General features: G+C 63.1%; 18 protein-coding genes. 10 read left to right on the top strand and 8 right to left on the bottom strand.

Features of this window, described 5'->3' with window-relative positions; translation table 11 throughout:
- Positions 1-8: 8 nt before the first annotated feature.
- Entirely contained in the window at positions 9-536 is a 528-nt protein-coding gene (locus ACZK1G_RS11355) for an SRPBCC family protein (RefSeq protein ID WP_223224789.1), read from the bottom strand.
- A 177-nt stretch (positions 537-713) separates the two neighbouring features.
- Positions 714-1,223: a lactoylglutathione lyase family protein gene (locus ACZK1G_RS11350; RefSeq protein ID WP_033836000.1), complete on the bottom strand. Its 510-nt coding sequence runs from the start codon at positions 1,221-1,223 to the stop codon at positions 714-716.
- A 93-nt stretch (positions 1,224-1,316) separates the two neighbouring features.
- Here ACZK1G_RS11350 and ACZK1G_RS11345 point away from each other — a divergent pair, with 93 nt between their 5' ends.
- Positions 1,317-2,225 (top strand): LysR family transcriptional regulator, encoded by a 909-nt coding sequence (locus tag ACZK1G_RS11345; RefSeq protein ID WP_033835999.1) that lies wholly within the window; start codon positions 1,317-1,319, stop codon positions 2,223-2,225.
- Here ACZK1G_RS11345 and ACZK1G_RS11340 read toward each other — a convergent pair.
- Positions 2,185-2,988, bottom strand: coding sequence for an AraC family transcriptional regulator (locus ACZK1G_RS11340; protein WP_043033503.1), 804 nt, complete (start codon positions 2,986-2,988; stop codon positions 2,185-2,187). The two genes, ACZK1G_RS11345 and ACZK1G_RS11340, sit on opposite strands and share 41 nt — an antisense overlap.
- A gap of 97 nt (positions 2,989-3,085) precedes the next feature.
- On the opposite strand from ACZK1G_RS11340, the gene ACZK1G_RS11335 reads away from it, so the two are divergent.
- Entirely contained in the window at positions 3,086-3,994 is a 909-nt protein-coding gene (locus tag ACZK1G_RS11335; RefSeq protein ID WP_043033504.1) for a DMT family transporter, read from the top strand.
- 123 nt (positions 3,995-4,117) lie between these two features.
- Here the strand turns inward: ACZK1G_RS11335 and ACZK1G_RS11330 are convergent, their stop codons facing one another.
- Together ACZK1G_RS11330 and ACZK1G_RS11325 are read right to left on the bottom strand one after the other, a co-directional pair.
- A complete protein-coding gene (locus ACZK1G_RS11330; RefSeq protein ID WP_080334755.1) occupies positions 4,118-4,492 on the bottom strand; it encodes a helix-turn-helix domain-containing protein in 375 nt (124 codons plus the stop codon).
- Between the two features lie 470 nt (positions 4,493-4,962).
- Positions 4,963-5,208 (bottom strand): helix-turn-helix domain-containing protein, encoded by a 246-nt coding sequence (locus tag ACZK1G_RS11325; RefSeq protein ID WP_043033505.1) that lies wholly within the window; start codon positions 5,206-5,208, stop codon positions 4,963-4,965.
- 94 nt (positions 5,209-5,302) lie between these two features.
- Between ACZK1G_RS11325 and ACZK1G_RS11320 the strand changes: the two genes are divergently transcribed.
- Positions 5,303-5,581, top strand: coding sequence for a hypothetical protein (locus tag ACZK1G_RS11320; protein WP_033835997.1), 279 nt, complete (start codon positions 5,303-5,305; stop codon positions 5,579-5,581).
- 43 nt (positions 5,582-5,624) lie between these two features.
- Here the strand turns inward: ACZK1G_RS11320 and ACZK1G_RS11315 are convergent, their stop codons facing one another.
- Genes ACZK1G_RS11315 through ACZK1G_RS11305 form a run of 3 tightly spaced genes read right to left on the bottom strand, consistent with a single transcriptional unit; the run spans position 5,625 to position 10,324 of the window.
- On the bottom strand, positions 5,625-8,618 hold the full coding sequence (locus tag ACZK1G_RS11315) for a Tn3 family transposase (protein WP_043033507.1): 2,994 nt from the start codon (positions 8,616-8,618) through the stop codon (positions 5,625-5,627).
- A 24-nt stretch (positions 8,619-8,642) separates the two neighbouring features.
- Entirely contained in the window at positions 8,643-9,914 is a 1,272-nt protein-coding gene (locus ACZK1G_RS11310; protein WP_005413373.1) for a site-specific integrase, read from the bottom strand.
- Positions 9,911-10,324: a MerR family transcriptional regulator gene (locus ACZK1G_RS11305; protein ID WP_012480230.1), complete on the bottom strand. Its 414-nt coding sequence runs from the start codon at positions 10,322-10,324 to the stop codon at positions 9,911-9,913. The genes ACZK1G_RS11310 and ACZK1G_RS11305 overlap by 4 nt, the downstream gene beginning before the upstream one ends.
- 90 nt (positions 10,325-10,414) lie before the next feature.
- Between ACZK1G_RS11305 and ACZK1G_RS11300 the strand changes: the two genes are divergently transcribed.
- From ACZK1G_RS11300 to ACZK1G_RS11270, 7 genes are read left to right on the top strand one after another with little or no spacing between them, the layout of a single operon-like run.
- Positions 10,415-12,373: a cytochrome c/FTR1 family iron permease gene (locus tag ACZK1G_RS11300; protein WP_043033508.1), complete on the top strand. Its 1,959-nt coding sequence runs from the start codon at positions 10,415-10,417 to the stop codon at positions 12,371-12,373.
- A 24-nt stretch (positions 12,374-12,397) separates the two neighbouring features.
- Positions 12,398-13,015 carry a cation efflux transmembrane domain-containing protein gene (locus ACZK1G_RS11295; RefSeq protein WP_005413376.1) on the top strand — a complete coding sequence of 206 codons (618 nt, stop codon included), beginning with the start codon at positions 12,398-12,400 and terminating at the stop codon, positions 13,013-13,015.
- Positions 13,012-13,368, top strand: a complete 357-nt coding sequence (locus tag ACZK1G_RS11290; protein ID WP_012480228.1) for a hypothetical protein — start codon at positions 13,012-13,014, stop codon at positions 13,366-13,368. The genes ACZK1G_RS11295 and ACZK1G_RS11290 overlap by 4 nt, the downstream gene beginning before the upstream one ends.
- Positions 13,369-13,423: 55 nt before the next feature.
- Entirely contained in the window at positions 13,424-14,701 is a 1,278-nt protein-coding gene (locus ACZK1G_RS11285; RefSeq protein ID WP_043033510.1) for a TolC family protein, read from the top strand.
- Positions 14,698-15,648: an efflux RND transporter periplasmic adaptor subunit gene (locus ACZK1G_RS11280; RefSeq protein ID WP_021201906.1), complete on the top strand. Its 951-nt coding sequence runs from the start codon at positions 14,698-14,700 to the stop codon at positions 15,646-15,648. The genes ACZK1G_RS11285 and ACZK1G_RS11280 overlap by 4 nt, the downstream gene beginning before the upstream one ends.
- A gap of 8 nt (positions 15,649-15,656) precedes the next feature.
- Positions 15,657-18,848, top strand: coding sequence for an efflux RND transporter permease subunit (locus ACZK1G_RS11275; protein WP_049402758.1), 3,192 nt, complete (start codon positions 15,657-15,659; stop codon positions 18,846-18,848).
- On the top strand, positions 18,845-19,120 hold the full coding sequence (locus tag ACZK1G_RS11270; protein WP_019184735.1) for a hypothetical protein: 276 nt from the start codon (positions 18,845-18,847) through the stop codon (positions 19,118-19,120). Before ACZK1G_RS11275 ends, ACZK1G_RS11270 begins: the two co-directional genes overlap by 4 nt.
- The last annotated feature ends 10 nt before the right edge of the window (positions 19,121-19,130 follow it).

Below are 19,130 nucleotides of genomic sequence, written 5' to 3'. Positions count from 1 at the left end.
ACTCCGGCTTAGGACGTTGACTTGGCGGCTCGAGCTGCTTCCACCAGGCCGTCCAGCCAATCCTGGTGACCATTGATCATTGGATTCGGCTTGGCCAGACGCAGGGCTTCTGCAGGCTGTCCCTTCTGCGTCTCCTGCGTGAGGATCCGCACTCGGCCACCATCAAGGTCTTCGACAATCCACGCATGATGAACGTCAAGTCGATCGGCAGACCCGGGCTCACCGGCCCAGCCATGCCAAGCGATCCGGCCCGGACCCTCGGAGGTAGGAGCCTCATGCTCGACGCATTGAGCCTCCACGGGGAAGCCAAAGGTTTCAAAGTAGAATCGATCCCCGTTTCGCAACAGAGGGCCGGCGCCATCGTGGAAGCGCACATTGGCTGAATTTCCGTAGTAGGTCGGCCACAGACGTGGCTCTTCAAGCAACGGCCAAACATCAGCTGCGGCAAGGCCGAGGACGATCAGCTCATTCGAGACAAAGTTTTCGGTGTAACCAGGAAGGTAGCCTTCCGGCCAACGAATGCCGTTCATTTTCATCATATGCTCCTTAGGGCTAGCGGCGCGGCTCGCCGATGAATCGTTAAAATTACGTTCGCCAGCTTCTAACTTGCAGACCTCTGACTTCTACAGCCGAGACACTTGCTCCGTACCGTCGTGTCTCAGTTTGGCGAGGACTGCCTGGCAGTCGAAAGCTGGCTGAGGGTGTGCGTGGAGCTAGACGTACGCGCCAGCTGAATACGTAAGCTCGTAGCTGTGGCTGTAGATCTCCAGGATGTTGCCCAGCGGATCCTCCATGTAAACCATCCGATAGGGCTTCTCCCCTGGGAAGTACTCTCGAACCGGCATTCGCTGCTTTCCACCAGCTGCCACAATCCGAGCGGCCAGGCCTTCAACGTCCGGATCCTGAATACAGAAGTGGAAGACGCCCGACTTCCAGTACTCGAAGTTGTTCGCGGGACGCTCGGCGTTATTGAACTGGAAGATTTCGACTCCAACCCGGTCACCAGTGGATAGATGTGCAATGCGGAAGCTGCCCCATCCAGGCCCAAACACATCCGTGCACATCACGCCAATTGCGCTTTCGTCTTCAGCAATCCTGGTCGGCGGCATGACGAGGTACCAGCCCAAGACTTCTGTATAGAAGGAAACCGCGGCATCGAGATCGGTAACAGACAGGCCGATGTGGGAGAAGGCGCGAGGGTAGGGAGGGGGTAGGGCAGGCACGGCACACCACTGAAGAGAGGGGTAGCCGCAAGATTAGACCCTGCAACTCAACCATGATCTGATCCATTTTTATCAGATTGATAAAATATTCTTATGCTGAATGAGCATTGGCTCCGATCCTTTCGGGCTATCGCAGAGGTCGGGAGCTTTACCAGGGCCGCAGGCCAGCTGCAGCTCACCCAGGCTGCGGTCAGTCAGCATGTACGTCATCTTGAGCAACAGCTGGGTGCCCTGTTTCTGCGCAGACCACGATTTATTGAGCTGACGCCGGCGGGAATGGCTCTATTGCAGTACTGCCAAGAGATGGATTCGGCCGATCGCCGGCTTCAAGCCAAGCTCGCGAGCGCGGACAGCGATCAGGGGGAGTTTGCGCTGATAACCCCCGGGAGTGTTGGCCTTGCTCTTTACCCGGTGTTGCTGGACTTCCAGCGCACCCATCCCGGCTTGATCATTCGTCATCGCTTCTCGCCGGACCCAGAAATCCTATCGGCGGTACTGGAGAAGAAGTACGAGGTGGGTCTACTTGCACTTCGGCCGGATGACCCTCGGCTGCGGGCTGAGCCCTTCACCGAGGAGGCGCTTGAGCTGGTAGTTCCGAGAGGTGCCTGCGCGGACAGCTGGGCGGATCTTCAAAAGTTGGGTTTCGTTGATCATCCAGATGGCCAGGCTATGGCCACCCGCCTTCTCGCCCGCAAGTTCCCAGGAAATCCAGGCGTACGCGCGCTTCCTATACACGGCTTCACCAATCAGGTTGCGCTCATCCTTGAGCCGGTATCGCTCGGGCTGGGATTCACTGTCATTCCGCGACACGCCCGTGAATCCTTCGCTCGGCAAGACGCAATTGAGGTGGTTGACTGTGGATCTCCGGTGGTTGACACCCTCTGGATGATCCATCGATCCGAATGGCCACTGTCTGGGCCAGCTAAATGGTTGACCCAACAGCTTCGAGGCCTGCCTCGATTCAGCGGGAGGAGGGCTCCACCTCTCGCTGGAGCGGACTGAGGCCCCTTCTATACTGGTCTGGGGTCCGGCCAGAGTGTCGCTTGAACATCTCACTGAAAGACGTTGAGTTTGCATAGCCCAGATCGTCTGCAATCTGCGTAATTGATCGGTCTGAACCCAAGGCATCAATTGCCCTCAGAAAACGAAGCCGACTGCGCCACTCTCCGAACCCCATCCCTAGCTCGCGCTTTGCCAAGCGCTCAAGTGATCGAACACTAATGTGGTGGCGCTCTGCGACCTCAAGTGCCGACGGAGAGTCCTGAAGGGAGGTCTCGGCATAGCTCAGAATCCGCTTTAGCACGTCACCGCTGGCCAGCGGCAGGAAGCTCGACATCACCGGCGCGGCCAGAATCAGGTCAAGGGCGACCGCGGAGAGTCGCCGGTCTTCTGGCTTAACGGCCTCGCCGATGTCACGACGGGCCAGTTCGTCCAAGATCTCCCTAAGCAACGAGCTAACCGCTAACGCAGTCGGAATGCTGGGCATCTGCGCCGACGCGCCGACCGAAAGGTATGCGGATCGATAAGCAACCGCACCACGGTTTCGGGATGAGTGGTGAACACCAGGCGGAATCCATATCGCATAGTGGGTAGGGGACACCATCCAGTCCTCGCCTACCTGTAACTCCATGACACCCTGCGCAACATAGTTGAACTGCCCCCACGGATGCACACGAGCATCCCAGTCGGAGGGAGGCAAAGTCCCTTGCCGAACGTAGATGTCTCCAGGGATGGAGCTGAACGAGGGGACGGGGTCCATTGCCATGTCGCATTCAAGATGAAGATTGGCGCAAATTATGGATGTAACGAAATTCCGCCAAGTCTACGCTACTGGCTGTTGATATCCAGTATCTGAGGATGCCATGTACTACCTGCTCCCCCTCCTGGCCTGCCTTCTCTGGGGCGCCAACACCATCGTTACAAAGCTCGCTGCAGGGACCGTCGGCCCGGTCGATATTAGCTTCTGGCGATGGCTTGCTGCGGCCATCATCTTGCTCCCATTCGCCCTGCCGCGCCTGAAGTCGAACCTAGCGGTCCTGAAAGCCAATTGGGCACGCTTCCTCGTGCTCGGTGCTTTGGGCGGTGTCATGTTCCAATGCCTGGCGTACTACGCCGCACATTTCACTTCTGCGACCAACATGGGCGTTATCCAGGCACTCATCCCGTTGATCGCTCTTGCCTTGTCGCGCATCTTCATGGGTCACGCAGTCCGCGGTGGCGCAGTGATTGGTTCGATCATCTCCTTGGTTGGGGTGATAGCGGTAGTGTCCCATGGTGACTTTGAAGCCTTGGTTTCCCATGGAATCAACAAAGGTGACGCCCTGATGCTGCTGGGCGCTTTGGCTTTTGCCACCTACAATTTGCTGATGCACAAGTGGCGCATTCCCGTAACGCTGATCGAATCCCTGTTTCTTCAAGCCATGTCTGCAACGATCCTGCTGCTACCTCTTTTCCTTGTCGCAGGCACTGGCGTCCAGGGTGGCGCAGCCATCGGCTGCATTGCATTCGCAGCAATCGGCGCTTCGATCATGGCACCGTTGGCATGGATGACCGGCCTGCATCGGCTGGGCTCTGCTCGCGTGGCCGGGTTCTTCAATCTCGTCCCGATCGTCACTGCATTGCTTGCGGTGGTGGTCCTCAAAGAGTCTCTGAGCACCTGGGTCGTGGGTGGCGGTTTGATGGCAGTATTTGGTGTGGTACTGGCGGAGTACGCAGCTCGCAAGAAGCCTGACGAGGTCATGGTCGTGGATGACACCTCGACCAAGCGCTGAAAGACAATTGCATAGCTGCAGTTCAAATGAAAACGGGCCGCTTGAGGCCCGTTCTCCTTGTTCGGGGAACGCTTCTTCGGCTAGCCAGGTTCAAAGGGCCCTCTCCTCAAGGTGAAGTTGCATCTAGACAGCGCTCTTCAGCTGAGTTGGGCACATGCCGGTTAGTCGGCGAAACATTGCAATAAAAGGGGAGGGGCCGCTATAGCCCAGCCGCTTGGCAACATCACCAACTTTGCAGTCGCTCTGGAGGAGAGGGAGGGACGCAGCAAGCTTCAGCCTCTGGCGCCACTCACAACATCCCAGGCCAGTAGCGGCAACCCAGCGTCTTGCAGGAGTCCGAGAGGATACGCCAGCAACTTCTGCCCATTGAACTAGTGACTGGCCACTTCCTGGATCGGCTTGTAGCGCATCGATGATGGGGGCTAACAAGCGCGAAAACGCCAAGAATGCGCGGCCAAAGCTTCTGTTCCGGTAACTCAGCGAATGACCGGGGATCACCCCAAAGCGGAAAGGCTAACAGTAGGAACCGGGGATGCTTCGCGGCCCAGCTGCGCATCTTGCGCTGCCGCCGCCAAGCGATAGCCTTTGCGTCTCGAAGCTTGTGTAGGGCGCAATCCTCCACGTCAGACAGTCGCGCCGAAAGGGTATAGGCCCCGCGACAAGCCCATCGGAGGCATTTAGGGGTTCGCTTTAGCGACCTGTGGAGCTGCTGTGGAGTGGGCCGGAGAAATGTCTTCACATCAACAACTGTAAAGACGTCGCTTCACCCGGATCTACACGAGGGTTCAGACCCCACGGTTCCACAAAACAGCCTAAAGTTTCGACCCGGCACGCCGAGGCCGATCTACGTCACGGATTTCCGGCAGGGCGTGCCCCTTCCATCCGGTTGGCCGTCTGTCACTGGCGTGTGCGCCTGGTCCCGACCGGCCGGCAAGAAGCGCGAACCTACCGCTACACCCTAAGGGGCTTTAGTCTTTGATTCGCTTCTCAAAGTTTGTGATCAACTTGCCCAGCGAAAGGCCTGTCAGGCGGGCGATATCTCTCAGCTCCACCACATCAACCCTTCTCTTGCCTGTTTCGACGTCGCTGATGAATGACTGGCTGCGGCCCAGCATGCTGGACACCTGGGCCTGGGTCAGACCGGCAGCTAGCCGCGCCTCGCGAACAGCCTCAATGAGGGCAGCGTACTCTTTTCGATGGATGGACTTCGACACGACCGCGCCTTGGCTGAGCGGCCTAGAAAGCTATATCCAGTTCTCCGATATCTAAAAACCAGATATTCTGTCTTCTTCATTGACAGGGGGACGCATGAGCGAACAGCCATACCGCTTCATCACCGCGGCCAGAAGCAGAGCAACACTGATCCTGGCAGCATCAGCACTGCTAGCTGCCTGCAGCGGTCCGACAGACAAGAAGATGGTTACGAATGGAACCCAGCAGCAATACCGGCAGTCAATTGACGCTATCGACGCGGAACTCAATGCCCACGAAAGAGCGGCCTTCAACTGGGCAGTCGCTGGGATGAACCTTGAAGAGGGTCGGCAGGGAATCATTACGTACAGGGCCAAAAGCTGCCTAAGCGACTGAATTTCAAAGTTGATTGCTCGTCTCTCGATCAGGTTCTCCCCATCTATGGGGTCTGTTCAAGCACCTTGGCTGTGTAGCTCAGCGGCGCCACTTCCCTTTCAAGATCCAGGTGGTAGTCGCCGAAGCGATTGATGTGGCTGGTCCGATAAGGCGACAGGCCGGCCAGGATCTCGGGCGTCAGTTCAATCCCCTCCTTCCTCATCTCGGCCAAGGTCCGGCTCATGCCTTCCACGTTGTGGAGGATGATCATGTTGGCCACCAGCTGGCTGTACTTGATGATCTTGCGCTGCTCGTGTTGGACGTTCTCAGCAATGATCCCCTGGCTGCCAAAGAACACCCATTTCACGAAGCCGTTGTATTCCTCGCTCTTGTTGGTGGCAGCATGGATCGTTTTGCGGATCTCATTGTCATCAATGTAGCGCAGCAAGAACAGCGTTCGAACGGCCTTGCCAAGTTCCCGGAAGGCGAAGTACAGCTTGTTCTTCCGGCTGTAGGTGCCCAGCCGGCGCAGGATCGAGGACGCGGTGATCTTGCCCAATCGGATTGAGATCACCACCCGCAGCATGTCGTGGAGATGGGTGGCGATCAGTTGCCAGTCGATGCTGTCCCCGAACAGTGCCTGGATGTTCTTATAAGCCCTACCCGGTTCGGGCCGAAAGAATGTCAGGTCCTTGATGTTCCGGATCCGGGGCATCAGCTGGATGCCCAGCATGTGGGCCAGGCCGAAGACCGGATAGCTTTGGGCCTGCGTGTCGCCATGGACGATCTCAGGCTGGATGTCGGAAGTGTTGGCCAACAGACCGTCGAGGATGTAGATGCCCTCGTGCACGCCACAGGGAATGAAGTGGCTGAACGGCGCTACGTATTTGTCGGACACGTGGCAGTAGCCGATGCCACCGTAGCCGCCGTAGCGGATGTGATACTCCGACAGCAGGTTGTCCTCGTAGACGCTCCACTTCGTGCCATCAGCTGATGCGCTCTTGCCGCTGCCCCAATAGCCAGGCAGGTCGAATCTGTTGTAGGTATTGATGACCTCCACGATGGCCTTCTCAAGCACATCCTCGGTCACGTATTTCAGGTTGAGCCAAGCGACTTGGCGCCGGCTGAAGCCCTTGATCGACCGCGCCGTCTGCGTCGGCCCCAGGTTGCAGCCATAGCAGAATAGCGTGGTGATCACACGTCGGGGCAGATCTTCGACCTGGCTCTCGGTGCCGGCGATCGGGCGGAAGAAACGGTGCAGATCCAGCCATTGGCTGGCATCGATCAGGACATCGACGATGCTGGATTCTGGAAGCCGTTCGGCGATGAGGCGATCCACCGTGGTAATCGCGCTGGAGACTTCGGCGCGTTGCCCCTTCCGCAGCACCAGGCGCCCATCCAGGATGTCCGCATGTACGTTCTCCGGGAAACGCGCGTCGACCTCATCGGCCAGGGAGGTCAGTTGTGCACGTAATCCCGCCACGAAAGACTCGGCGTCGGTGGGCAGGCCTGACACCTGGCCGTAGGCTTCCAGTTCCTGGGCCAAGGTGGCTTCATCGACCAGCTGCTCACGGTAGTCATCAAACCGTTCGCTGCTGGGAATGAAGAGATCTCCGGACTTCAGTTCGTCCTTGACCTGCACCAGCACGGCCAGCTCGAAGTACTTACGGTGCATCCAGCCGGCGCCGGCTGCACTGGCCCGCTTGCCGAACACGTGCTGACACCAGAGCTTGGACATCCAGTCAAAGTCCTTTTCCGGGTCCAAACCGAGGGAGGCGACCTCGATCAGCTCACGGCGCTGGTTGCGCAGCGAGAGCACCGCTGCGATCAGCGGCTCCATGCCGGCGTCGTGGCTGGTCGCCCGAAGTTTCATCAGCTCCAGCCCATTGAACAGCAGCGGCCTGACCGCGCCATAGGGCTGCAGCATGAAAGGCAGGTAGTTCTTCCCGGCGTAGGCCATATGTTCTTCGCATTCGGCCAGCAAGGTCGACACTTCCGCTTCCAGGCTGTTGTCGATGGCATCCACGCGCTGACTATCGCTGCCGTCTAGCTGATAGGCCTGCAGGATTTCCTTGAGCTGGCCGATGAGGAAGTCGGCCCGTTTGGCATGTTCGAGCTGGTAGGCCAGCAATTTCTGCTGGGCCGTGTTCTCCAGCCCGCGCACCTGCTTGATGAACAACTCGGCTGCATCATCCAGTGTCTTGGCATGCTGGGCGCGAATGAAGATGGTGGCCAGCGCATAGCGCTTGTCCGGAGCCAGTTCGGCCAGCTCGCTGGCGTCATAGGCCCGAGCCATTGCACGGAACTGCTTGAGCTTGGGCACCGGCACATCGATGGGAGGCAGCTGGTCGGCCAACTGCTGCAGCATGCGGATGTGCTGCAGGTAGAACCGAACTTCCTTGTTGGTGGGCCGGCCGGGCTCGCGCTTGAGTGATTGCCAGCCGGTGAACCTGGACCCTTCCGGTGCGCGCAGCAGTTCGTCGATGAGCGTGCGCGTGGCAGGCGTCAGCGCGTGGCTGATGCTGCGGTAGTAGCCCAGATTGACCCGCTCACGGGCGCCGATGGCGGCCAGCTCCAGAGTGCGGAAACCGGGCAGTTCGTAGCGATGGTGCACCAGCTCTTCGAGCAGGACGTTCACGATGTCCGGGATGGTGTGCTTGGTCTGGGCTGCTCCGGTGGCCACTGTGTCCAGCCAAGCCAAGCCCGATTTATCCAGGGGACGTACCCCGATGAATTGCCGAAGCTGCGGCATATGCCGGCGCTGGCTGCCGGAAGCGTCGTAGCGTTCGAGCTGGTCGGTGTCCAATACGCGCCCGAGTCGGGCGGCCTTGGCGATGTGCTTCCGGATCCGCTCGGGTACGTCGGCCAACAGCGTGAAGTAGCCCAAGCGTTGGAAGAGCTTGAGATGAATCAGTACCGCCAGCTGCGGACCCGGCTGGGTGGTCAGCTGCTTGGCGAATGCAATCTCAGCGGCGGTCGGGGTATAGATCTCCTCCAGTTCCTTGGCGGTGGGATCAGGCTTCAGTCGCGGGTAGGCGGTCTCGTGAAGGGTAGCCATTGGATCCGGAGGGTGTGAGGGGGATCAGTCCCAGTGCCGGCCGTCGTCTGTACTGAGCGACGCTTCCAGGAAGCACTGGTGCGTATCGGCCATGCGGTGCATGTCATCGAGCAACGTGGCCAGGATTTCATCCAGATCCCTTTCGGGATCGGTGGGAGCAGTCAACTGGTACTCGCTGCTGGCGGTGTTCAGGCGCACAGCCTGGAACGGGGCCAAGCAGATCTCTTCAATTCGGCCTCGGGCCTTGGCCGCGCCGCGGCCCGTGCGGGCAAACGGGGTCAGCACCATGCGCAGGCGCAGCTGCAGGGCCGATTTGCCCTCCGGCGCCGGCAGTGCCATCGCCGGTACCGGCACGGTTGGACTGGGCAGGCTTGCTTCAATGCGGTCCCGGGCAAACGGGTCACGCCCGTCCAGGTAACGCATGGCCGACTGCACATCGCGCCAGCCCACGTACTCCATCAAGGCCTTCATGTCCCAGCCTTGGTCGTTGGCCCAGCTGGCAAAGCCGCGGCGCAACGAATGGCTGCTGTGGAGCCCCGCATCGGCAAAGCCTGCACTGGTCAGCAACTCGCGCAGCAGGCGCACCAAGCTGTTGGGATGCAGGCCTTCGGCGCTCACCTGGCCCCATTGGTTGACTGCCCGAAACACCGGCCCTTCTTGCAGGTCGGCCGCCTGCAGCCACGCCTGGGTCGCCTCCACCGGACATAACCGCGACAGCGCCGGCACCTTGTAGGTGACGCCGGCTGCTTGGCGATCACCCTTGCTGCGTGGCAAGAAGCAGGTCATCCCCTGTCCCGGCACCAGCGTGAGATGGGCCACGTCCAGACGCAGCAGTTCATCGCCACGGAATCCCCGCCAGAACCCGAGCAGCACCAGCGCTCGGTCTCGTTGATGGCGCAGCGCCGCCGGCCCATCGCCCCGGGCATGTGCCGCAGCGATCGCCGCGGCCAGCCAGTCATCGAGCTCGACCAGCCGCCGAATCTGGAGCGGCGCGGCTTGCTTGACCTGGCCCGGGTGCAGGGTCTGGATGCCTTTGAGCACCTTGCGCACCAGCGGCGATCGGGTCGGGTCGACAAAGCCGTGGTCGCGGTGCCAAGAGGCGATGGCCGCCAGACGTTGGCGGAGGGTGCTGGTCGCCAAGGTCTGCGCATAAGCGGCCAGGTACCGGGCCACGCTGTCAGGTGTCGCTGGGAGGTGGCCTTGCCATTCAACCTCGAAGTGCCGCAGCGCCGACGCATAGCTGCGCACCGTGTTCTGGCGCGTGGCCGCATCGAGGTAGCGGTCCAGTTCGGTCACTGGCGCGTGGCCTCCACCGAGGTCGTCTGGCGCAGCGTCGACAGGATGGTGCATTCCGCCCGCTGCCCGCCATGGCAACTGGCAATCACCCGTTCCAGCTCGCTGGCCATGCGCTGCAGGTCGGCCATGCGGGCGCGCACGTCGGCCAGATGGCTGCGGGCCAACCGGTCCACGTCCCCGCACGAAAGCTCCTCATCGCCGGCCAGCTGCAGCAGGCTGCGGACCTCCTCCAGGCTGAAGCCCAGGTCCCGGCCACGCGCAATGAAGCGCAGCCGCTCGATGTCGGCCGGGCCATAGACCCGGTAGCCGTTGCCCGTGCGCCCCGGGCGCGGCAGCAACCCGATCCGCTCGTAATAGCGAATCGTCTCCAAGTGGCATCCGCTGGCGTCGGCAGCCTCACTGATTTTCATTCGTAGTACGCTTGACTCCGTAGTAGCTACGGACTTTACGCTGAACCCGTATCCGCCGCCACTCCGGCCGCGGCGCTGCATGTGACGACCATGCCACTGCCCATCGCCTTGATTCGCTACTGCCTGATTGCCTTGCTGATCGGCTGGGTTCTGCCCGCTTCTGCTCAGGCGGAGCCTGCCGCAGCAGACCTGCGCCAAACCTGGCAGATGCTCGATTACATCGCGGTCGACTACCCCGGCGCGGTCCAGGCCGGTCGCGTAATTGCCCCCAACGAATACGCCGAAATGAGCGAGTTTGCCGGCGCCGTGCGCAGTCAGCTGGCAGCATTGCCCAGTGGCCAGAACCAGCAGGAGCTGACGGCCCAGGCCGACCGCCTGGTCCAGGCGGTGGCAGAGAAGGCCGACCCGGCGCAAGTGGCAACGTTGGCGCGCGGGCTCGGCACGACGCTGTTGGCCCGCTACCCGATCGGCGCTGTTCCGGCGAGCGCGCCGAAGACCTCCCAGGCCGCGTCCATCTACAGCCAGCAGTGCGCGGCCTGTCACGGCCCCACAGGTCACGGTGATGGCCCCGCCGCGCAAGCGTTAAGTCCGCCGCCGATCGCGTTCACCGATGCCACTCGCGCCGCGCAGCGAACGCCGCTGTCGTTGTACGAGGTCATTTCCCAGGGTGTGCCGGGTACCGGCATGGTCAGCTTCTCTGGGCTGTCAGAAAGTGATCGCTGGGCGTTGGCATTCTATGTGGGCAGCTTGGGGTACTCCTCGCAAGCCAAGGCTCAAGGTGAGGCGTTATGGCGCACCAGTGCCGAGGCCCATACGCACATTCCCTCGCTCGAAGCGCTGACACGCACGCGAGAGGCCGATCTTGCCACCACGATGCCCGCCGATCAGGCAAACGCGATCATCGCCTACCTGCGTTCGCAGCCACAGGTAGTAAACGAAGCGGTACCAGGAGCCGATCGCTTTGCGGTGGCGCGGCAGCGACTGGCCGCCAGCCAGCGCGCTTACGCTGATGAGGACCTGGCTCAAGCCAAAAAGCTTGCGCTCTCGTCCTATCTGGATGGTGTAGAGCCGCTTGAACCCACGCTGGCCACGCGCAATCCGTCATTGCTGCGAGAGATCGAGACGGCCATGGCAGGCTACCGCGCGCAGCTGGATCAGCATGCGCCCGCGGCTGACGTTGCCGGGCAGGCAGCGCAAATTGCCCAGCTGTTTGATCGCGCGGACGTGGCGCTGCAGGACACCCGAATAGGCGCCAGCACCGCGTTTCTAGGCAGCTTTACCATCTTGGTACGCGAAGGACTGGAAGCGCTGCTGATCGTGATTGGTATCGTGGCGTTCTTGCGTAAAGCCGAGCGGTCTGATGTGTTGCCGTATGTGCATGCGGGTTGGATCTGCGCGTTGTTGGCAGGCGCAGCTACCTGGGCGGTGGCCACTTACTTTGTTGATATCAGCGGTGCGAACCGGGAAGTCACTGAGGGCGTCTCGGCCTTGTTCGCTGCCGCTGTCCTGCTCAGCGTAGGCATCTGGATGCACCAAAAGAGCCTTGCAGGGCGGTGGCAGGAGTACCTGCACGCCAAGCTGACGACTGCGCTGACACGGCGCTCGGCTGTTTTCCTGTTCATGCTGGCCTTTGTCGCGGTGTACCGCGAGGTGTTTGAGACGATCTTGTTCTACATCGCGATGTGGAGCGATCAGGCGTCCACCGCCATCCTCGCAGGCCTGGCGGCGGGAATCGCGGTGTTGGCTGCGGTGGCGTACTGGATGCTGCGCATGAGCAGGCGGCTGCCGATTGGCCGGTTCTTTTCGATCAGCTCGATTCTCATCGCGGTGATGGCGGTCATCCTGATCGGTAAAGGCGTGGCCGCGTTGCAGGAAGCGGGCTGGATCTCTCAAACACCGCTCGCGTTGCCGCGCATCGAGTGGATCGGCCTGTATCCCACCTGGCAGTCGCTGCTGGCGCAGGTATTGGTAGGCACCGCCGCCATCGTGGGGTTCCTCGCCAATGCCCGTTCCGGTGTGCGTAGACAGCCAGGCGCAAACAAGCAATGAAACAACACAGCAGAGGACCAAGACATGAGTGATTGCGGGTGCCACCACGAAGCCAAGAACAAGGAGGAGCGACGCATCCTCTGGATCGCCTTGGTCCTGAATGCAGCGATGGCCGTGATCGGCGGCATTGCCGGCTGGATTGCCCATTCCACCGGGCTGCTGGCTGACGCGCTGGACATGCTGTCTGACGCCACCGCCTATGCCATTGGCCTGGTCGCTATCGGGCGCACGGCGCGCTTCAAGGCCAACGCCGCGTGGGTCAGTGGCAGCGTGCTGCTGGTGCTGGGCGTAGGCGTGCTGGTCGAAGTCGGCCGCCGGGTGATGTACGGCGCCGAGCCGGTCAGCGGTTGGATGATCGGTACCGCTCTGGTCTCGCTGGCCGTGAACCTGAAGGTGCTCCGTATGCTCGCCCCCTTGAAGTCTGGCGAAGTGCATCTGCGAGCGACCTGGCTGTTTACCCGCGCCGATGTGGTGGCCAACGTTGGGGTGATTCTGGCCGGCCTGTTGGTGTGGTGGCTGGCCAGCCCCTACCCGGATTTCGTGATCGGCGCCCTGATCGGCCTGTATGTGATCAAGGAGGCTTTCGAGATCTTGGGTGATGCTCGCCGGGCGCGTGCCGACGCGCGCAAAACGCCTGCATGACAGCGCTTGGCCGGCTGAGCTGTGGCCTGCGCTGGCTGCTGCTGGCGCACTTGGCCGTGGGCCTTGTGACGCAGCCGGTGCTGGCAGTGGTTGGCGAGCTCCATGCTCAAACCCATCTGGCCGCGGCCGACCATGACCCGGCAGTGGCATCACCAGCTTCCGAGCGTGGCGTAGACGCCGCGCTGCACCGGCTACAGCAGCTGGTGCTGTGCTGTAGCCAGGCCGCGCCGGCTCCAGAAATAGTGTTGGCCATTGCTCATATCGGCCGGCATTGGCCGTCGGCGACAGCCCATGCGGACAGATATCGGCATGAGCACCTGCTCGCGCCGTTCCGGCCGCCGATCGCAGGGTGATGCGCGCCGGCGTGCGCCGGATCCCTGTTGGCTATCGAAAATTCTGGAGTACTTCATGCATGTGCGATTGGCGGCCCTGGCCGCGTGGCTACTGTTGAGCGCGGCGGCAACGCCGGCGACAGCAGAAGAGCTGATGACCTTGGACGACGCGTTTGCACGCGTGGCCCAAACCCACCCCGAGCTGCGCCTGGTCGATGCGCGAGCCACGGTGCTCGCTGCCGAGCGCGACCAGGCCGTGCAGCGGCCACCGTGGACGTTGGGGGCGGAGGTTGAAAATGCGCTGGGCACGGGCGCGGCCCGTGGCCTGGACAGCGCGGAGTTGACCTTGAGCCTGAGCTCGGTCCTGGAGCGCGGCGGCAAGCTCGACGCCCGCCGCACCTTGGCCCAAAGCCGGATTGATGCACTGGCCGTGCAGCGCGAGACCAGGCGGCTGGACCTGCTCGCCGAGACGGCGCAGCGCTATTTGGCCGTTGTCGGTGCCGACCGGCAACGCAGCCTGACGAACATGGATGTCGGCCAGCGCCAGCGGACCGTCGCCGCTGCCCGGCAGCGCCTGCAGGCTGGCGCGTCTCCCGAATCGGTGATGCTCACCGCACAAGCAGCACTGGCGAGAGCAGAGTTGACCCGTGATCGGGCCGAGCAGCAGCGCATTGCCGCCCGGCAGCACCTTGCTGCCCTCTGGGGCGAACGTGCTCCGAGCTTCGAGGTGGCCGCGGCGGATCCCATGACCCTGCCGGCGATCGCGTCCATGCAGTCGCTGGCCGAGGAATTGGAGCGCACTCCCGAGTTGGCGCAGTTTGCCGATGCCCGCCGGATCGCGCAGGCACGACTGCAGCTGGCGCGTTCGGCGGCCTCGCCGGACTTGTCGTGGCAGCTGGGCGTGCGCCGCCTGCAGGAGACTGACGACACCGCGCTGGTGGCCAGCCTGTCCATGCCACTGGGCAGCCGCAGCCGCGCGCAGCCGGAGATCCGCGCCGGCGAAGCCGAGCTGGAGGTTCTGACGATCGAGCGCGAGGCCAAGGGCCTGTCGCTGTATTCCACGCTGGTCGAAGCCCATGGTCGCTACACCGTGGCGCAGGCCGAGGTGGCACGGCTGCAAGGCGAGGTGCTGCCGAAGTTGGCCCGGGCTGAGAAGGCCGCCGAGCGCGCCTATCGCGCCGGCGCGATCAGCTACCTGGAATGGGCACAGCTGCAGTCCGAACGCACGGCCATGGCCCAGCAGCAGCTGGACGTGGCGCTCGATGCGCAGCGCGCCCTGATCGAAATTCAACGCCTGACCGGCCAAGCGCTTGTCGCGCCGCCGGCGGCTGCTTCCACCGGAGAGACCCCATGAATCGCTTTTCTTGGACCGCACTGGGCATGGCCCTGATGATGCTGGCCGCCTGCAACGCGTCGGCCCCCAACGAAGCGTCCGAAGGCGGCGCCGCCGCTGAGGGCGAAGAGCACGGCGAGCACGAGGAAGCGCCGCTGGAAACCAAGATTGCCGCCAAAGCTGCGCAGGCAGCGGGTATCCAGGTCGCACCGGCAGGCCCCGGTGAGATTGCTGACGAGCATGAGGTGCAAGGGCTGTTGACCCCGATTGACGGTCGCATCGCGCAGGTCACGGCACGCTTCCCCGGACCGGTCCGCTCCGTGCGTGCGGGCGTGGGTGATCAGGTACGGGCCGGCCAGGCACTGGCCACGGTAGAGAGCAACCTGAGCCTGACCACCTATACCGTCACCGCGCCGATCAGTGGCGTGGTCATGGCGCGCACGGCCGCCGTAGGCATGGCCGCCGCTGAGGGCGCGCCGCTGTTTGAGGTCGCCGACCTGTCCACGCTGTGGGTGGACCTGCACATCTTCGGCGCCGACGCCCAGCACATCGGTGCTGGCGTGCCGGTGACGGTTACCCGCTTGAGCGATGGCGTCACCGCACAGACCACCTTGGAGCGCGTCCTGCCCGGCACCGCCACCGCCAGCCAAAGCACCATTGCGCGCGGCACGGTGGCCAACACCGATGGCCTGTGGCGGCCGGGGTCGGCGGTCAAGGCGCGGGTCACCGTGGATCGCCAATCGGCAGCGTTGGTGGTGCCGATCACGGCGCTGCAGACCGCAGAAGACCAGGACGTGGTCTACGTGCAGCAGGGCGAAACCTACCACACCCGGCCGGTGAAGCTGGGGCGCCGCGACGCCGAACGCGCCGAAGTGCTGGAAGGCCTCAAGGCCGGTGAACAGGTGGTGGTGGCCCAAAGCTTCCTGATCAAGGCCGACATCGAAAAGTCCACCGTGGAAGAAGAATGAGGCCCGCCATGCTCGAACGCCTCATTGGGCTGTCCATCCGCCATCGCTGGCTGACGCTAGTGCTCACCGCTGCGCTGGTTGCGCTGGGCGTGTGGAGCTACCGTCACCTTTCCATTGACGCCACACCCGACATCACCAACGTCCAGGTCCAGATCAACACCCAGGCCCCGGGTTACTCGCCGCTGGAGGCCGAACAACGGGTCACCTTTGCCATCGAAACGGCCATGGCCGGTCTGCCCAAGCTGGACTACAGCCGCTCGCTGTCGCGCTACGGGCTTTCGCAGGTCACCGTCGTCTTCAAGGACGGCACCGACCTGTACTTTGCCCGCCAGCAGGTCGCCGAGCGCCTGCAGCAGATCGCCTCCCAGCTTCCCGAAGGGTTGGACCCGGAAATGGGGCCGATCTCCACCGGGTTGGGCGAGATCTTCATGTACACCGTGGAGGCCGAGCCCAACGCTCGCAAGCCCGACGGCACCCCGTACACGGCCACGGACCTGCGCACCCTGCAGGACTGGGTGATCCGGCCGCAGCTGCGCACCACGCCCGGCGTCACCGAGGTCAACACCATCGGCGGCTTCGAGCGGCAGATCCACATCACTCCCGATCCAGCTCAGTTGGTGGCGCTGGGCTTCACGTTGAACGACGTGGTCGCCGCGGTCATGCGCAACAACCAGAACATCGGCGCCGGCTACATCGAGCGCAACGGACAGCAGTTCCTGGTGCGCGTGCCGGGCCAGCTAGCCAATCTGGAGGCAATCGGCAACATCGTGCTGGACCGGCGCGATGGCGTGCCCATTCGGGTGCGCGACGTCGCTAGCGTGGGCGAAGGCAAGGAGCTGCGCACGGGCGCGGCCACCCAGAATGGCCACGAGGTCGTGGTCGGTACCGCCTTCATGTTGTTCGGCGCCAACAGCCGGGAAGTCTCCCAGGCGGCCGCGGCCAAGCTGGATGCCGCCAACGCCAGCCTGCCTGCCGGCGTCCATGCCAAGGCCGTCTATGACCGCACCGCGCTGGTGGATCGCACCATCGGCACGGTGTCCAAGAACCTGATCGAGGGCGCGCTGCTGGTGGTGGTGGTGCTGTTCCTGCTGCTGGGCAATGTGCGCGCCTCGTTGATCACCGCGGCGGTGATCCCGTTGGCGATGCTGTTCACCATCATCGGCATGGTGCGTGGCGGCGTGTCGGGCAACCTGATGAGCCTGGGCGCGCTGGACTTCGGCCTGATCGTGGACGGGGCGGTGATCATCATCGAGAACTGTCTGCGCCGGTTCGGCGAGGCGCAGCACGCGCTAGGCCGCCAGCTCAACGATGAAGAGCGCTATGACCTGACCGCCTCGGCCACCGCCGAGGTGATCCGTCCCAGCCTGTTTGGCCTGGGCATCATCGCCGCGGTCTACCTGCCGATCTTCTCGCTGTCCGGGGTAGAAGGAAAAATGTTCCACCCGATGGCGATCACGGTGGTGCTGGCCCTGACCGGCGCCATGGTGTTGTCGCTGACCTTCGTGCCGGCGGCGATCGCCAGCTTCCTGCGCGGCCGTGTGGCTGAGCACGACAACCGCCTGATGCGCTGGTCGCGTGCCCGTTATACGCCGCTGCTGGATTGGGCCCTGCGTCGGCGCGTGGTGGTGCTGGCCGGCGCGGCCGTGCTGGTGGTGGGCTGTGGCGTGCTGGCCACCCGCTTGGGTTCGGAGTTCGTGCCGAGCCTGGATGAGGGCGACATCACCTTGCAGCCCATGCGTATTCCCGGCACCAGCTTGGAGCAGTCGGTGGCCATGCAGGAAACGCTGGAGAAGCGCCTGGCCCAGTTCCCGGAGGTGGCCAACATCTTCTCAAAGATCGGCACCGCCGAGGTGGCCACCGATCCTATGCCGCCGTCGATGGCCGACACCTTCCTGATGCTCAAGCCCCGCGACCAGTGGCCCGACCCGCGCAAGCCCAAGGCCGAGCTGGTGGAAGAGCTGGAGGCGGCGGCCAAGGAAATCCCGGGCAGCAACTACGAGTTCACCCAGCCCATCCAGATGCGCACCAACGAGTTGATCTCCGGCGTCCGTTCGGACGTGGCGGTCAAGGTCTACGGCGACAACCTTGACCAGTTGACGCGCCTGGCCAGCCGGGTCGAGCGGGTCATGCGTAGCGTCCCCGGCGCCGAAGACGTCAAGGCCGAGCAGGTCTCCGGCCTGCCGCTGCTGACCATCACGCCAGATCCGGCGGCATTGGCACGGTATGGCCTGAACCCGGGCGATGTGCAGGAAACGGTGGCCACCGCCATTGGGGGCAGTGTTGCCGGCCAGTTGATCGAGGGCGACCGCCGCTTCGACCTGGTCGTGCGCCTGCCCGAAGCGCAGCGCCAAGACCCCGCTGTGCTGGCAGATCTGCCCATTCCGCTGCCGGCAAGCACCAGTGTCGATGAGTCCAGCCGTCTGGCCGCCGGCGCCAATGGGGGGCCTCGCACGGTGCCGCTGCGGGAAGTGGCGAAGATCCAGGTAGAGCGCGGGCCCAATCAGATCAACCGCGAGAACGGCAAGCGCCGCGTGGTGATCACCGCCAACGTGCGCGAGCGCGATCTGGGCGGGTTCGTCGGCGAGTTGCGCACACGCATCGGCCAGGATGTCGCGCTTCCAGAGGGCTACTGGATCGATTACGGCGGCACCTTCGAGCAGCTGATCTCGGCCACCCAACGCCTGGGCGTGGTCGTTCCGGTGACACTGGCGTTGATCTTCGCTCTGCTATTCATGGCCTTCGGCTCGGCCAAGGATGCGGCCATTGTGTTCAGTGGCGTGCCGCTGGCGCTGACCGGCGGTGTGCTGGCACTGGCTCTGCGCGGGATTCCGTTGTCGATCTCTGCCGGCGTGGGCTTCATCGCGCTGTCGGGCGTGGCCGTACTCAACGGGCTGGTCATGATCGCCTTCATCCGCCGTCTGCGCGAACAGGGCGATCCGCTAGACGACGCTGTGCGCGACGGCGCCCTTGGACGCCTGCGACCGGTGTTGATGACCGCCCTGGTAGCCTCGCTGGGCTTCCTACCCATGGCCTTGAATGTCGGTGCTGGCTCGGAAGTGCAGCGGCCGCTGGCCACTGTCGTCATCGGCGGCATCGTCTCATCCACCGCATTGACCTTGTTGGTGCTGCCGGTGCTCTATCGTTGGCTGCATCGCGACCGAGCTCCCCGCGCCGGTAGCACTGCTTTGGAGTCCCCATGAACGAGCTCAACCTGGAACAGGTCCGTGCGGCGATGTTTACCGACCCGGGCGTGAAAGCGGTGGACGACCTGCGCCTGGTCGCCGGTGAGCATGGCCGTGCGATCGCGGCCACCATCACGGTCGCGGCGCCCTCGGTCGACCTGGACCTGGTGCATGCTGTGATTGCCCAGGTCCTGGCCGATCAATTCGGCATCGATCAGATCATGCTGTGTTTCAACGACCCGGGCCCGGTACCGCCGCCGCCCACCGCGGCGCCGTTAAAGAAGATGTGATCGCAGCCCC

It is taken from the genome of Stenotrophomonas sp. 109824_Sma, assembly GCF_056480025.1.
This window is presented reverse-complemented; position numbering and strand designations above follow the sequence as displayed.

What these genes read in the sequence shown, in the direction of transcription:
- ACZK1G_RS11355 (WP_223224789.1), bottom strand. Translation starts at nt 536, where the DNA reads ATGAAAATGAACGGCATTCGTTGGCCGGAAGGCTACCTTCCTGGTTAC.
- ACZK1G_RS11345 (WP_033835999.1), top strand. Translation starts at nt 1,317, where the DNA reads ATGCTGAATGAGCATTGGCTCCGATCCTTTCGGGCTATCGCAGAGGTC.
- ACZK1G_RS11340 (WP_043033503.1), bottom strand. Translation starts at nt 2,988, where the DNA reads ATGGCAATGGACCCCGTCCCCTCGTTCAGCTCCATCCCTGGAGACATC.
- ACZK1G_RS11335 (WP_043033504.1), top strand. Translation starts at nt 3,086, where the DNA reads ATGTACTACCTGCTCCCCCTCCTGGCCTGCCTTCTCTGGGGCGCCAAC.
- ACZK1G_RS11320 (WP_033835997.1), top strand. Translation starts at nt 5,303, where the DNA reads ATGAGCGAACAGCCATACCGCTTCATCACCGCGGCCAGAAGCAGAGCA.
- ACZK1G_RS11315 (WP_043033507.1), bottom strand. Translation starts at nt 8,618, where the DNA reads ATGGCTACCCTTCACGAGACCGCCTACCCGCGACTGAAGCCTGATCCC.
- ACZK1G_RS11305 (WP_012480230.1), bottom strand. Translation starts at nt 10,324, where the DNA reads ATGAAAATCAGTGAGGCTGCCGACGCCAGCGGATGCCACTTGGAGACG.
- ACZK1G_RS11300 (WP_043033508.1), top strand. Translation starts at nt 10,415, where the DNA reads ATGCCACTGCCCATCGCCTTGATTCGCTACTGCCTGATTGCCTTGCTG.
- ACZK1G_RS11295 (WP_005413376.1), top strand. Translation starts at nt 12,398, where the DNA reads ATGAGTGATTGCGGGTGCCACCACGAAGCCAAGAACAAGGAGGAGCGA.
- ACZK1G_RS11290 (WP_012480228.1), top strand. Translation starts at nt 13,012, where the DNA reads ATGACAGCGCTTGGCCGGCTGAGCTGTGGCCTGCGCTGGCTGCTGCTG.
- ACZK1G_RS11285 (WP_043033510.1), top strand. Translation starts at nt 13,424, where the DNA reads ATGCATGTGCGATTGGCGGCCCTGGCCGCGTGGCTACTGTTGAGCGCG.
- ACZK1G_RS11280 (WP_021201906.1), top strand. Translation starts at nt 14,698, where the DNA reads ATGAATCGCTTTTCTTGGACCGCACTGGGCATGGCCCTGATGATGCTG.
- ACZK1G_RS11275 (WP_049402758.1), top strand. Translation starts at nt 15,657, where the DNA reads ATGCTCGAACGCCTCATTGGGCTGTCCATCCGCCATCGCTGGCTGACG.
- ACZK1G_RS11270 (WP_019184735.1), top strand. Translation starts at nt 18,845, where the DNA reads ATGAACGAGCTCAACCTGGAACAGGTCCGTGCGGCGATGTTTACCGAC.